Here is a 12,261-nt window from a genome sequence, read left to right on the forward strand (position 1 = left end):
AGACGAACCATACGGCGATCACACACATCCGTCGGTTAGTGTCGCCGGATGCTCGATGCCCACACCCGCTCTGGGGGCACCGCCACGGCCTCTCCCCGGGCCGCCGCCACGGAGCTCAGTGTTCCCGCGCCCGTGGTCGCCGCCGGCGCGGAACTCGCCGTTCCGGTGCCCGTAGCCGCCGTCGCCGCGCCCGTCCCACCGCTCGCACGCCTCGGCAGAGTGCTGCTGTCGCCCTGGGCGCGGCTGTCGCTGCTGGTCGCGCTGCTGACCGCGGCCGGGGCGAGCGTGCTGCTGTTCGAGCCGCAGAAGCTGCTCGCGGACGGCTGGCCACCGCAGTTGGGAGGCATGACGGCGGCCCTCGTGTTCGCCGTGGCGTACGGGCTGTGCACGGTGGCGTTCGTACCGCGCCCGCTGCTCAATCTGGCCGCCGGGGCGCTGTTCGGCTCCGCGCTCGGGCTGGCCACGTCGATGGCGGGCACCGTGCTGGGTGCCGGGATCGCCTTCGGGCTGGGCCGGGTGCTGGGCCAGGACGCCCTGCGGCCGCTGCTGCGCGGGCGGTTGCTGAAGGCGGCGGACGGCCAGTTGAGCCGACACGGGATGCGCTCGATGCTCGCGGCGCGGCTGTTCCCCGGGCTTCCCTTCTGGGGCGTCAACTACTGCGCGTCCGTCTCGCGCATGCGCTGGACGCCCTTCCTGGTGGCGACCGCGCTGGGCTCGATCCCGAACACGGCCGCCTATGTCGTCGCCGGAGCCCGTGCCTCGGCCCCGACCTCGCCGCTCTTCCTGATCGCGCTGGCCGCCATCGCCCTGCCGACGGTGGCGGGGGCGGTGGTGGCCTGGCGCAAGCGGCACCATCTGCGCGGGGCCTGACTCCTACAGGCCTTCCAGGATCATCGCGTTGGCCAGTCCGCCCGCCTCGCACATGGTCTGCAGGGCGTAACGGGCGCCACGCGCGCGCATGGCGTGCACCAGGGTGGTCGTCAGACGGGTGCCGCTCGCACCGAGCGGGTGGCCGAGGGCGATGGCGCCGCCATGCACGTTGACCTTGGCGAGATCGGCCCCGGTCTCCTGCTGCCAGGCCAGGACGACGCTGGAGAACGCCTCGTTGACCTCGAACAGGTCGATGTCGTCGAGGGTGAGTTCAGCCCTGCGCAGGACCTTCTCGGTCGCCGGGATCACACCGGTGAGCATCAGCAGGGGGTCGGAGCCGGTGACGGCGAAGCTGTGCAGACGGGCGAGCGGGCGCAGGCCGAGGCGGGCCGCGGTCTCGCTGGACGTGATGAGGACGGCGGAGGCGCCGTCGTTGACGGGGCTGGCGTTGCCCGCGGTGACGTTCCACTCGATCTGCGGGAAGCGCTCGGCGAAACCGGGGTCGTAGTAGGCCGGCTTCAGGCCGGCGAGGATCTCGGTCGTGCTGCCGGGGCGCACGCACTCGTCGCGCGTGACGCCCTCCAAGGGGGCGACCTCGGCGTCGAAGAGGCCGTTGTTCCAGGCGTCGGCGGCCTTGCGGTGGGAGGCGACGGCGAAGGCGTCCATCTGCTCGCGGCCGATCGACCACTTGGCGGCGATCAGTTCGGCGCTGATGCCCTGCGGGACGAGTCCCTCCGGGTAGCGCTCCGCGACACCGGGACCGAAGGGGTCCTTGCCCGCGGGCACGTTCGACCACATCGGCACGCGGCTCATGGACTCCACCCCGCAGGCCACGACGAGGTCGTAGGCGCCTGAGATGACGCCCTGGGCGGCGAAGTGGACGGCCTGCTGGGAGGAGCCGCACTGGCGGTCCACGGTGGTCGCCGGGACCGTGTCCGGGAAGCCCGCCGACAGGACGGCGTAGCGGGTGGTGTTCATGGCCTGTTCGCCGACCTGGTCGACGGTGCCGCCGATGACGTCGTCGATCAGCGCCGGGTCGACGCCGGCGCGGTCGACGAGCGTGCGCAGGGTGTGGGCGAGGAGTTCGACGGGGGGCACGTGCGCGAGGGCGCCGCCCGGCTTGCCCTTGCCGATCGGGGTGCGTACGGCTTCGACGATGACTGCGTCACGCATGATGCGGCCTCCACGGCGGGGTCGGCGGATGGGCCTACCAGTGAGTCCTGACCAGTGACTGACCATTGAGTCCTGACCAGTGAGCCCTACTAGCGAGCCCTACCAGTGAGTAGGAAATCCAAACTCACCATAGCTCCGTGAGTTGGAAAATCAAACCCTCCCCTAGACTGGGCTCCATGGCAGCACCCAAGGACCCGCGCCCCTGCTCGATCGCCGACGCGCTCGCGATCGTCGGCGAGAAGTACTCCCTGCTCGTCCTGCGGGAGGTGTGCCTGGGCAACGGCCGTTTCGACCAACTGGTACGCAACATCGGCGCCCCGCGCGACGTCCTCGCCACCCGCCTGCGCCGCCTGGTGGACGCCGGGGTCCTGACCAGGCGCGCCTACAGCGAACGCCCGCAGCGCTTCGAGTACCGGCCGACGCAGGCGGGCCTGGAGCTGGAGCCGGTCCTGATGACCTTGAAGGAGTGGGGCGACCGCCACCTCCGCAACGGCACCGACCTCCCGATGGTGGTCGAGCACACCTGCGGCAACGAACTGATCCCCGTCGTCACCTGCCAGTCCTGCGGCACCCCGGTCCACCACGAGGACCTGACCGCACACCCCCAGGCCGAGGGCTGGACGGTCTCGGGCCCGACGGCGGCCTAGCCCGACGGCGGCCTAGGACCGGGAGCCCCGGCAGAGGTCAGGACGGGACGAGGGCCTCGTTCCACTCCCGGATGAACCAGGACCTGACCACGCCGTGCAGGACGAAGGGATCGCCTGCGACGAAGTCCTCGGCCGCCGCGCGCGTGGTGAAGACGGCCATCGAGCCCTCTTCCTGGGGGTTGGCGAAGGGGCCGATCATCAGCAGCTCACCGCGCTCGACGAACTCCTGGTAGCGGGCCGCGTGCGCGGCGAAGTGGGCGGGAGCCTTCGCGGCCAGGTCGTCGGCCGACTCGTAGAACACGACGTACTTCATCGGGCCTCCCGACGCTGGACCCAGCCGACGCCTCCAGGCTACCCGCCGGGTGATCGGGGCGCCCGGTCACGGCCCCGGGTAGACGTTCAGTCGACCGCACATCCCGAATGTGCCGTACTCCGAGGGCAGTTCGGCCCGGACGACGGCCTCGGTGAGGTGGCTGACGTCGCCCTTCTCCAGTCGGGCCAGTTGCTCGCCCGTGGCCGCCGCTGCCGCCTGTGCGCCGGCCCGCCAGCGTTCTCGCCACTCGGACAGCCGGGGGCGGACCAGGGCCGCGGCGGCTCGGTGGAAGGCGGCCAGGGACTCCGGGCCGGTCGCCTCGCGCAGCCTGCGGTAGCCCTCCAGGGCCAGGTCGCGGCGGGTCCGGGCGATCCGTTCGCGTTCCTCCTCCGGAGCGTGAGCCGGGATGCGCGTCACCGCGGCGTACGTCTCCGGGTCGGCCAGGTACTTCGGGGGCAGGGTGAGGACCGCGTCCCCCGCCTCCGGCAGGCCGCTGTTCTGCATCAGGACCGTGATGCGCAACTCGTCCTCGTTGACCAGGCGGTGGATGGTGCCCGGTGTGAACCAGGCGACCGTGCCGGGCTCGAGGGGCGTGACCTCGTACCCGGACGTCGTGAGCGTCTGCACCGCGCCCCGGCCGCCGGTGACGACGTACGCCTCCGAACAGGTCAGATGCATATGGGGAGTTCCGCCGCAGACCCCGTCGTCGGCCGGCCAGTCGTAGACGGACAGGTGCGACACCGCCACCCCTCCGGGCAGTCCGGTGAATCCGCCGGCGTTCACCACGGGTGCGCCTCCAGGTACTTGGCGATCTCCTCCCGCTCCCAGGCCCCGTCCGCCACGACGACGCGGTAGCGGCGGGAGAGCGTGTCGCCGGGGGCGAGTTCGAGTTCGTCGTAGAAGGCCCAGGAGGGGGCCACGGCGGCGAACGGGTCGTTGCGGACGAACCAGTGGGCCGGGTGGGCGCCTCCGCTGCCGAGGTGGTCGTTCTCGGGGGCGTGCGCGAAGACGAGGGTCGCGTGGCCGTCGGTGCCGTCGTGCTCACCGGAGTACGCGAGCCAGGGCGCCTGCTCCCCCATCAGACCGGGTCCCTCGCGGTCCGGGCCGATGATCCGCCCGTCCCGGAAGGCGCGCGGGCCGCGCCAGAACAGGCCGGTGTAGCCCGCGAGTTCGCGTCCCGCGGTGGTCGGGCTGCCGAACCGCAGCGGCTCCTCACGGCGGTTGGTGATGGCGCTGGACCAGGTCAGCGCCCAGGAACCGGACTCCCGGTCGACGTCGTGGATCTCGACACGGCGCTCCTCGTCGGCCCACAGCTCGCCGCCGTGCGGGTGCCAGGTGAGCCGTTCGGCGATGACCACCCGGTCGTCGTGGACGGCCACCTCGTCGAAGGCCACGTGCGCCATCGAGCCGACACGTTCGGGGAGTTCGAGATAACCCTCGCCGTGGACGTAGGAGTTGCCGCCCCACAGATTGGCGCCCGACAGGTGCGAGGCGGTCAGCTGCAGGCCCTTGTGCCATCGGTGGTCGTTGGGCCGGTAGTCGGTGACGACGTCACCGGCGAGGGTGCGGATCGGGTGGAGGTACGGCTTCGGGGCCTCCCACGCGGCTTCCGGGGCGTAGACGTAGCTCAACAGCTCGACACCGGTGGCCGGTTCGCTGACCGTGATGCGGTCGCCGTGGGCGTGGACGAGGCGCAGGGCGCTCATGCGGACACCTCCTGGGAGACGGCGGCGACGGGAGCCCAGCGGGGCACGCCGCCGTGCATCGCCGAGTGGAACGGGTCACCGGGGCCGATCTCGCCGGCCCTCACGGTCGTGTCGGTGAACGCCGACTTGTACAGCGCGGCGATCAGCTCCAGGCTCGTCCGCCCGTCGGCGCCACTGCTGCGCGGCCGCTCGCCTGCCCGCATGCTCGCGACGAGCTCCCGCAGCTGCTCCAGGTGCGAACTGGGCACGTCCGCGCCGAAGTCCTGCCAGCCGGCGGCCTCCTCGCCGGGCACACCCGGAGCCGGGGTGATGCGCCAGTCCGCGTTGGAGTGCCCGTAGAGGTGGGTCAGCTCGACGGTGGCGCGCTCGCAGTCGACGCGGATCCGGCTGACCTCGTCGGGGCTCAGCACGCTGTTGACGACCGTCGCCATGGCGCCGCTCTCGAAGCGGACCAGGGCGGTGGAGACGTCCTCGGTCTCCACGTCGTGCACCAGGCGCCCGGCCATCGCGCGCACCTCGCTCCACGGCCCGAGCAGGTCCAGCAGGAGGTCCATCTGGTGGATGCCGTGGCCCATCGCCGGGCCTCCGCCCTCGGTCTCCCAGCGGCCGCGCCAGGGCACGGCATAGTAGGCGGTGTCCCGGTACCAGGTCGTCTGGCAGTGCGCGACCAGCGGCCGGCCCACCGCTCCCCCGGCGAGCAGCCGCCGTACGTGCCGGGTGCCGGAACCGAAGCGGTGCTGGAAGACGATCGAGGCGTACGGGCCGCCGTGCTCGCCCTCCTCGGCCTCCACGGCGTCGTAGTCGGCGAGCGTCGGCACCGGCGGCTTCTCGCACCACACCCACGCTCCGGCGCGCAGTGCGGCGATGCTCTGGTCGCGGTGCAGGGTCGGCGGGGTGCAGATGCTCACCAGGTCGGGGCGCTGCTCGCGCAGCATCCGCTCCAGGTCGGTGAAGGCGTGCGGGATCCCGTTCGCCCGGCTGAACTCCTCGACGGCCGTGGCATCGATGTCAACCGCCGCCACCAGCTCCGTCTCGCCCTCCTCGGCGAGCCTGGCCAGGGCGGGCAGGTGGGAGCCCCGTCCGATGGCGCCGATGCCGACGAGGGCGGCCCGGATGCGGCGGCCGGCGAAGGGCGCCGAGCGGGGATGGGTGTCGGGCGTGGGCATGGACGCGATCAGCACTCCTCCGGGGACGGCGGCCTTACCGGGAGACCTCGCAGCAAGCGCTTTCTCCTCTCCGGAAACGTAAGCTCCGCCCCCGCACCGGGTCAACCACCCGCGACCGGGGGCGGGGCACCCGTCGCAGAGCGCGGCGGGTCGCCCCGATAGGCTTCCCCGCACACCCGTGATCACCACGCCCTGCGGCGTGACGTTCCGTCGCGCCTGCCACGACGAGCACTTGGACGCCGTACCTTCATGTCTTGGTTTGAATCCCTCATCCTCGGGCTCGTCCAGGGGCTGACCGAGTTCCTGCCCGTCTCCTCCAGCGCGCATCTGCGGCTGACCGCGGCCTTCTCCGGCTGGAAGGACCCCGGCGCGGCCTTCACGGCGATCACCCAGATCGGCACCGAGGCGGCCGTGCTGATCTACTTCCGCCAGGACATCGGCCGGATCGTCTCCGCGTGGGCGCGCTCACTGGTCAGCAAGAAGTGGCGGGGGGACCACGACGCGCAGATGGGCTGGCTGGTGATCGTCGGCTCGATCCCGATCGGCGTGCTCGGCCTGTTGTTCAAGGACCAGATCGAGGGGCCGTTCCGGGACCTGCGGATCACCGCGACCATGCTGATCGCCATCGGCGTGGTCATAGGCGTCGCGGACCGGCTGGCGGCTCGCGACGAGACCGGGGGCAGGCACCGGGCGCCCAAGCAGCGCAAGACGCTGGAGAACCTGGGTGTGAAGGACGGGCTGATCTACGGCATCTGCCAGTCCATGGCCCTCGTCCCCGGCGTCTCCCGCTCCGGAGCGACGATCAGCGGCGGCCTGTTCATGGGGTACAAGCGCGAGGCCGCGGCGCGCTACTCCTTCCTCCTCGCGATCCCCGCGGTCCTGGCCTCCGGACTGTTCGAGGTCAAGGATGCGATGGAGAGCGACCATGTGTCGTGGGGGCCGACGCTGTTCGCGACGGTGATCGCGTTCGCCTCCGGATACGCCGTGATCGCCTGGTTCATGAAGTTCATCTCCACCAAGAGCTTCATGCCGTTCGTCTGGTACCGGGTCGCCCTCGGGATAGTCATCATCGCCCTGGTGACCATGGGTGTGCTCAGCCCGCACGCCGCGGAGTCGGCTGACTGACCGCCCAGTCAGTAAAGGCGTCGCGATCATGGAACCGTGACCCATCACATACGGGATGTGTAGCCGTCCGGTAGCGCACTGTCAGTGCTTGCCCCTAGGCTTGTCCGCATGTCCCGCGAATCCATTGCCCCTGGTTCCGTGCGGTCTGCCGCCGAGGTGAACGAGCAGATCCGGGCGCTCTGGCTGCGTGCGGGCGGTTCCCTGTCGGCTCAGGAGCGCGTGGAGTACGAGCTGCTGGTGGTCGAGTGGGCCGAGGCCATCCGGGCCGACGTCATCGAGGCCGCGTAGGCCCGCGGCGCGAGAGCCGGGTGCGAGGTGTGGCACGCCGCTCCTGCCGCGTACCGGGCCGGTCTCGTCAGCGTCCGCCCGCCACGCGCAACACGGCACCCGTCGTGTACGACGCCTCCGGTGACAGCAACCACGCGATGGCCGCGGCGATCTCCTCGGCCCGTCCCGGCCGCCGCAGCGGAATCGTCGCCGCCATGCGCCGCGCCCGGTCGGGATCGCCCATCGCCGCGTGCATCTCGGTGTCGATCGCGCCGGGAGCGACGGCGTTGACGCGGATGCCGTCCGGCCCGAGTTCCTTCGCCAGCCCCAGGGTCAGCGCGTCCACGCCTGCCTTGGCCGCCGCGTAGTGCACGTACTCGCCGGGGCTGCCGAGCGTGGCGGCGCCCGAGGACACGTTCACGATGGCGCCGCTCCCCCGGGCCGTCATCAGCTGTGCGGCCCTGCGTGAACACAGCAGCGTGCCGAGGAGGTTGACGTCGACGACCCGTCGCAGCGTCGCCGCGTCCGTGTCGGCGAGCCGGCCCAGCAGCCCGGTCACACCGGCGTTGTTCACCAGCCCTGTCACCGGCCCGAGTTCGCCTTCCGCCGTCTCGAAGAGGCGCTCGACGTCCGCCTCGACGGACACGTCGACCCGCACCGTGACGGCACGTCCGCCGGCCTCGCGCACGCCCACGGCCACCTCCCCGGCCGCGTCGGCATCGCGGACGTACCCGATCACCACGTCGTGGCCGTCCGCCGCGAGCCGCAAGCAGGTCGCGGCGCCGATTCCCCTACTGCCTCCGGTGACCACCGTGACGGGACGTGCCATGACAGCTCCTCGGCCGAAGTGATCGATCATCGATCAGCCTAGTGTGTTCGAAGCTCCATGGGGCGTCCCCGGAGGTCCGGTCGCCCGGCACGGTCAGGGCCAGGGATGCCTTCTAGAGGGACCTCCGCACGGAGAACTCGTTGCCGTCGGGGTCGAGCATCAGCACCCGGCCGTCGTCGCCCACGCCGGTGTCGGTGTGCTTCGCGCCGAGCGAGACCAGGCGGTCGCGCTCCGTCTCCCAGTCGGCGTCCGCGGGGAGGGCCAGTTCGAGATACAGCCGGTTCGGGCCCGTCTTCGGCGCCACCGGAGGACCACCCCAGGTGATCTTCGTACCGCCGGTCGGCGACTGGACCGCCGTCTCCTGGTCCTGGTCCCATACCAGCGGCCACCGCAGCGCCTCGCTCCAGAAGTAGCCGACCTCCTGCGTACCGTCGCAGGCCAGCGCTCCGATGACACCGGTGTCGGCGAGGAACCTGTTGCCCGCCTCGATCACACAGAACTCGTTGCCCTCGGGATCGGCGAGCACCACATGCTCGTCCTCCGGGCCCTGGCCGACGTCGATGTGGTACGCGCCGAGTTCCAGCGCTCTGGCCACCGTCTGCCGCTGCCCCTCCGGCGAGACGCTCGTCAGGTCGAAGTGCGCCCGGTTCCGGCCGGACCTGGGCTCCCGGCTCGGCAGGAAACGGATGCGGAACCCGGCGCCGTCACGGGGCAGGACCTCGGCGCCGTCGTCCGGGCCGTCGGCCAACTCCCAGTCCAGGACGCCGGACCAGAACCGCGCCAGATCCGACGGCCGGGCGGCGTTGAAGCAGATCGCGAACAGTCGACTCGTCATACCCCGCACGTCTCCCCTCCGCCGGCGGCCGGAAGAACGCCGCCTCGTCTCCACCGTCGGGCCAGCCTAGGGACGGCCGTGTGGCACCCGCATCCGTATTTCCCCCGCGGAGCCCCGTCCCCGACGCCCTCCGCCGCCCCTCTGACCGGCCAATCAGGCGCGTGACGATGGCGGTTCGACGCCCGATTGTCACCTCGCGCCCCTTGGCCCGGCATTCCCGATGCCCAACACTGAACCGATGACGCAGCGCGTGGAGCTCGCGACCGTGATGGACCGACTGGCCGTCGACGAGGTGGTCACCGACTACGCGGCGGCCGTGGACGACGGTGACTGGGAGGCGTACCGGGCGCTGTTCACGCCCGACGGACGCGCCGACTACCGCTCGGCCGGCGGTGTCGAGGGCGAGGCGGGGAAGGTCGCCGCGTGGCTCGCCGAGAGCATGCGGCTGTTTCCGATGCGCCAGCATCTGATCGTCAACCGACGGGTGCGGTTCGGGACGTTGGACCAGGACGCCGGGGACACCGCGCGGGTGCGGGCCGACTACGTCAACCCCATGCGGTTCGACGCCGAGGGGGCCGCTCCCGACTTCGTGTGCGGCGGGCGCTACGCGTTCGGTCTGCTGAGGACGTCCGACGGCTGGCGGTTGCGCGAGGTCGTCGTACAGGAGAAGTGGCGGCGTATGCCCGAGCGGACCACCGGCTGATCAGGCCTGTGGTCCGGATCATCTGTTCCGGATCACCGAAAGCACGCACACTGGAGCCACCAGTGGGTAGGGAGGCCTTCCATGAGGAACTTCGGTGAATGGCTCGCCTCCCCCTGGCGGCGCTCCTCCCTCGCCGCGCTGGCCGGCGCCCTGCCCGTGTTCGCGTTCCCCGCGCCCTCTTGGTGGTGGTTCGCGTACGTCGCTCTCGTCCCCTGGATCGTGCTGATCCGCTCCGCACCGACGGGAAAGCGGGCCGCGTACGACGGCTGGGCCGGCGGGTTCGGCTATATGGTGGCGGTGCACCACTGGCTCTTTCCCAGCCTGAACGTGTTCATCTTCGTCATCGGCGCCCTCCTGGGCGCGCTGTGGGCGCCGTGGGGCTGGCTTGTGCGGCGATTTCTGAGCGGAGTGCCCGGGCCGGGGCGCGGTCTGGCCGCGCTGGTCGTGCTGCCGTCGGGCTGGCTGATGGTGGAGCTGGTGCGGTCCTGGCAGGGTCTCGGCGGGCCGTGGGGCATGCTCGGTTCCAGTCAGTGGCAGGTGGAGCCGGCGTTGCGGCTGGCCTCCGTCGGCGGGGTGTGGCTGCTGAGCTTCCTCGTGGTGGCCGTCAACGTCTCCCTCGCCGTTCTGGTGTCGGTGCGCGAGTCCCGGGTGCCGGCGGTCGCGGGGATCGTCGCGACGGCCGCCGCGACCTCCGCGGCCTGGGTGTGGTCACCGCGCCCCGACACCGACGGCCGGGTGCGGATGGCCGTCGTGCAGGCCGGTGTCGTCGAGGGCGCCGACCAGCGCTTCGCCCGCGAGGAGCAGTTGACCCGGCAACTCGTCGGACGGCACCTCGACCTGATCGTCTGGGGCGAGAGCAGCGTCGGCTACGACCTGGGCGACCGGCCCGACCTGGCGCGGCGGATCGCGGCGCTGTCCCGCGCGACCGGGGCGGACATCCTCGTCAACGTCGACGCGCGCCGCTCCGACAAGCCCGGCATCTACAAGAGTTCGGTGCTCGTCGGCCCGAACGGCCTGACCGGTGACCGCTACGACAAGATGCGGCTCGTACCGTTCGGCGAGTACATACCGGCCCGCAGGTTCCTCGGCTGGGCGACCTCCGTGGGCAAGGCGGCGGGCGAGGACCGCAGGCGGGGCACCGAGCAGGTCGTGATGAACGTCGGCCACGGTCTGCGCGTCGGCCCGATGGTCTGCTTCGAGTCGGCGTTCCCCGACATGAGCCGTCATCTCGCAGAGGACGGCGCCGACGTCCTGGTGGCGCAGTCCTCGACATCGTCCTTCCAGCACAGTTGGGCCCCCGAGCAGCACGCCTCACTGGCCGCCCTGCGGGCCGCGGAGACCGGCCGCCCGATGGTGCACGCGACCCTGACGGGCGTCTCGGCGGTGTACGGGCCGAGCGGGGAGCGGATCGGCTCGTGGGCGGGGACCAGCGACAGCGAGGCCATGGTGTACGACATCCCGCTGGCGCACGGTGTCACCCCGTACGTCCGCTACGGCGACTGGCCGGTGCACGGCTCCCTCGTCGTCCTCGCGCTGTGGTGCGCGGCCGAGGGCCTGCGGGCCGTACGGCTCAGGCGGCCCGCTCCACAACCGCACGTACCACCCGCTCGCACAGTTCATGAGTCGCCAGCGCGTCCCGGGCGCTGAGCACCTTGCCCGCGCGCACCGCGTCCAGGAAGGCCAGCGCGGCCTGTTCGATGCCGCGCTGCCGGGCGACCGGCACCCAGTCGCCGCGCCGGCGCACGGTGGGCTGGCCCTTGTGGTCGACGACCTCGGCGAGGTTGAGCACCTGACGCTTGGTGTCCTGCCCGGACACCTCCAGGATCTCCTCGGCGGAACCGCTGAGCCGGTTCATCACGCCGAGCGCGGTGAAGCCGTCGCCGGACAGCTGCAGCACGACGTGGTGGAGCAGACCGTCCTCGACGCGGGCCCGGACGGTCACGTCGTCGACCGGACCGGGCACCAGGAAGCGCAGGGTGTCGACGACGTGGATGAAGTCGTCGAGGATCATCGAGCGCGGCTCCTCCGGCAGCCCGATGCGGTTCTTCTGCATGAGGATCAGCTCGCGCGGATGGTCGGCGCACTGGACGTACCCGGGCGCGAACCGCCGGTTGAACCCGACGGCCAGGCTGACGTCGCGCTCCTCGGCGAGCGCCACCAGCCGCTCGGAGTCGGCGAGTTGATAGGCGAGCGGCTTGTCGACGTACGTCGGTACGCCCGCCTCCAGCAGCCGCGCGACGATCTCCGGGTGCGCCACGGTCGGCGCGTGCACGAAGGCGGCGTCGAGGTCCTGGGCGAGCAGCGCGTCCAGGGTCGCGTGCCGGTGGTCCCGCGGAAGGTGCAGGCTGTCGCCGACCCGGTCGAGCGTCGCGGGCGTCCGGGTCTGCAGATGCAGCTCGACCCCGGCCAGCGAGGCGAGCACCGGGAGATAGGCCTTCTGCGCGATGTCACCGAGTCCGATGCAGCCGACCTTCACGGGGCGCTCTCCTTAGCCGTGGTCCTGCCGGAAGCATACGGCGGCCACGGCGCCGCCCCAGGGCCGGTGAGGCGGCCTCGATGCCGGCCGAGCGCGCCGGGAGCCGTAGAGGAATTCGGTGGTGGGTCCACGGGCGTTGGGAAAGGATGCG

Annotated in this window: 14 protein-coding genes; 6 read left to right on the forward strand and 8 right to left on the reverse strand. The window is 71.6% G+C overall.

All coding sequences use genetic code 11. The features are described from left to right. The first annotated feature begins 48 nt into the window (after positions 1-48). Positions 49-870, forward strand: a complete 822-nt coding sequence (locus ACWCQ1_RS29885; protein ID WP_358604506.1) for a TVP38/TMEM64 family protein — start codon at positions 49-51, stop codon at positions 868-870. Between the two features lie 3 nt (positions 871-873). On the opposite strand, the gene ACWCQ1_RS29890 is transcribed toward ACWCQ1_RS29885, so the two are convergent. After that, positions 874-2,043, reverse strand: coding sequence for a thiolase family protein (locus ACWCQ1_RS29890; RefSeq protein WP_451027782.1), 1,170 nt, complete (start codon positions 2,041-2,043; stop codon positions 874-876). 176 nt (positions 2,044-2,219) lie between these two features. Between ACWCQ1_RS29890 and ACWCQ1_RS29895 the strand changes: the two genes are divergently transcribed. Next, complete coding sequence (locus ACWCQ1_RS29895; RefSeq protein WP_133047526.1) at positions 2,220-2,690, forward strand: winged helix-turn-helix transcriptional regulator; 471 nt, start codon at positions 2,220-2,222, stop codon at positions 2,688-2,690. A 37-nt stretch (positions 2,691-2,727) separates the two neighbouring features. On the opposite strand, the gene ACWCQ1_RS29900 is transcribed toward ACWCQ1_RS29895, so the two are convergent. From ACWCQ1_RS29900 to ACWCQ1_RS29915, 4 genes are all read right to left on the reverse strand, one after another. Then, positions 2,728-3,003, reverse strand: coding sequence for a YciI family protein (locus ACWCQ1_RS29900; protein ID WP_358604500.1), 276 nt, complete (start codon positions 3,001-3,003; stop codon positions 2,728-2,730). A 66-nt stretch (positions 3,004-3,069) separates the two neighbouring features. Further along, a complete protein-coding gene (locus ACWCQ1_RS29905) occupies positions 3,070-3,789 on the reverse strand; it encodes a cupin domain-containing protein (RefSeq protein ID WP_451027783.1) in 720 nt (239 codons plus the stop codon). Next, positions 3,783-4,709, reverse strand: a complete 927-nt coding sequence (locus tag ACWCQ1_RS29910; protein ID WP_451027784.1) for a DUF6807 domain-containing protein — start codon at positions 4,707-4,709, stop codon at positions 3,783-3,785. Before ACWCQ1_RS29910 ends, ACWCQ1_RS29905 begins: the two co-directional genes overlap by 7 nt. Next, positions 4,706-5,875 carry a Gfo/Idh/MocA family protein gene (locus tag ACWCQ1_RS29915; protein WP_451027785.1) on the reverse strand — a complete coding sequence of 390 codons (1,170 nt, stop codon included), beginning with the start codon at positions 5,873-5,875 and terminating at the stop codon, positions 4,706-4,708. The genes ACWCQ1_RS29910 and ACWCQ1_RS29915 overlap by 4 nt, the downstream gene beginning before the upstream one ends. A gap of 249 nt (positions 5,876-6,124) precedes the next feature. Between ACWCQ1_RS29915 and ACWCQ1_RS29920 the strand changes: the two genes are divergently transcribed. Both ACWCQ1_RS29920 and ACWCQ1_RS29925 read left to right on the forward strand, forming a co-directional pair. Next, a complete protein-coding gene (locus ACWCQ1_RS29920; RefSeq protein WP_451027786.1) occupies positions 6,125-7,000 on the forward strand; it encodes an undecaprenyl-diphosphate phosphatase in 876 nt (291 codons plus the stop codon). A 108-nt stretch (positions 7,001-7,108) separates the two neighbouring features. Further along, positions 7,109-7,288, forward strand: coding sequence for a hypothetical protein (locus tag ACWCQ1_RS29925; protein ID WP_451027787.1), 180 nt, complete (start codon positions 7,109-7,111; stop codon positions 7,286-7,288). 67 nt (positions 7,289-7,355) lie between these two features. Here ACWCQ1_RS29925 and ACWCQ1_RS29930 read toward each other — a convergent pair whose 3' ends face one another. Both ACWCQ1_RS29930 and ACWCQ1_RS29935 read right to left on the reverse strand, forming a co-directional pair. After that, complete coding sequence (locus ACWCQ1_RS29930) at positions 7,356-8,096, reverse strand: SDR family NAD(P)-dependent oxidoreductase (RefSeq protein WP_451027788.1); 741 nt, start codon at positions 8,094-8,096, stop codon at positions 7,356-7,358. 112 nt (positions 8,097-8,208) lie between these two features. Then, a complete protein-coding gene (locus ACWCQ1_RS29935) occupies positions 8,209-8,931 on the reverse strand; it encodes a VOC family protein (protein WP_451027789.1) in 723 nt (240 codons plus the stop codon). A gap of 238 nt (positions 8,932-9,169) precedes the next feature. Between ACWCQ1_RS29935 and ACWCQ1_RS29940 the strand changes: the two genes are divergently transcribed. Beyond that, the gene (locus ACWCQ1_RS29940; protein WP_358604480.1) at positions 9,170-9,634 is read left to right on the forward strand and encodes a nuclear transport factor 2 family protein; all 465 of its coding nucleotides are present in this window, start codon (positions 9,170-9,172) and stop codon (positions 9,632-9,634) included. Between the two features lie 81 nt (positions 9,635-9,715). Next, positions 9,716-11,281 carry an apolipoprotein N-acyltransferase gene (gene lnt / locus ACWCQ1_RS29945; protein ID WP_358604478.1) on the forward strand — a complete coding sequence of 522 codons (1,566 nt, stop codon included), beginning with the start codon at positions 9,716-9,718 and terminating at the stop codon, positions 11,279-11,281. Here lnt and ACWCQ1_RS29950 read toward each other — a convergent pair. Next, complete coding sequence (locus tag ACWCQ1_RS29950; RefSeq protein ID WP_451027790.1) at positions 11,205-12,110, reverse strand: Gfo/Idh/MocA family protein; 906 nt, start codon at positions 12,108-12,110, stop codon at positions 11,205-11,207. The genes lnt and ACWCQ1_RS29950 overlap by 77 nt on opposite strands. Positions 12,111-12,261: the final 151 nt, after the last annotated feature.

The sequence above is a fragment of the Streptomyces sp. NPDC002144 genome (genome assembly GCF_053593695.1).

What these genes read in the sequence shown, in the direction of transcription:
- ACWCQ1_RS29885 (WP_358604506.1), top strand. Translation starts at nt 49, where the DNA reads ATGCTCGATGCCCACACCCGCTCTGGGGGCACCGCCACGGCCTCTCCC.
- ACWCQ1_RS29890 (WP_451027782.1), bottom strand. Translation starts at nt 2,043, where the DNA reads ATGCGTGACGCAGTCATCGTCGAAGCCGTACGCACCCCGATCGGCAAG.
- ACWCQ1_RS29895 (WP_133047526.1), top strand. Translation starts at nt 2,220, where the DNA reads ATGGCAGCACCCAAGGACCCGCGCCCCTGCTCGATCGCCGACGCGCTC.
- ACWCQ1_RS29900 (WP_358604500.1), bottom strand. Translation starts at nt 3,003, where the DNA reads ATGAAGTACGTCGTGTTCTACGAGTCGGCCGACGACCTGGCCGCGAAG.
- ACWCQ1_RS29910 (WP_451027784.1), bottom strand. Translation starts at nt 4,709, where the DNA reads ATGAGCGCCCTGCGCCTCGTCCACGCCCACGGCGACCGCATCACGGTC.
- ACWCQ1_RS29915 (WP_451027785.1), bottom strand. Translation starts at nt 5,875, where the DNA reads ATGCCCACGCCCGACACCCATCCCCGCTCGGCGCCCTTCGCCGGCCGC.
- ACWCQ1_RS29920 (WP_451027786.1), top strand. Translation starts at nt 6,125, where the DNA reads ATGTCTTGGTTTGAATCCCTCATCCTCGGGCTCGTCCAGGGGCTGACC.
- ACWCQ1_RS29925 (WP_451027787.1), top strand. Translation starts at nt 7,109, where the DNA reads ATGTCCCGCGAATCCATTGCCCCTGGTTCCGTGCGGTCTGCCGCCGAG.
- ACWCQ1_RS29930 (WP_451027788.1), bottom strand. Translation starts at nt 8,096, where the DNA reads ATGGCACGTCCCGTCACGGTGGTCACCGGAGGCAGTAGGGGAATCGGC.
- ACWCQ1_RS29935 (WP_451027789.1), bottom strand. Translation starts at nt 8,931, where the DNA reads ATGACGAGTCGACTGTTCGCGATCTGCTTCAACGCCGCCCGGCCGTCG.
- ACWCQ1_RS29940 (WP_358604480.1), top strand. Translation starts at nt 9,170, where the DNA reads ATGACGCAGCGCGTGGAGCTCGCGACCGTGATGGACCGACTGGCCGTC.
- lnt (WP_358604478.1), top strand. Translation starts at nt 9,716, where the DNA reads ATGAGGAACTTCGGTGAATGGCTCGCCTCCCCCTGGCGGCGCTCCTCC.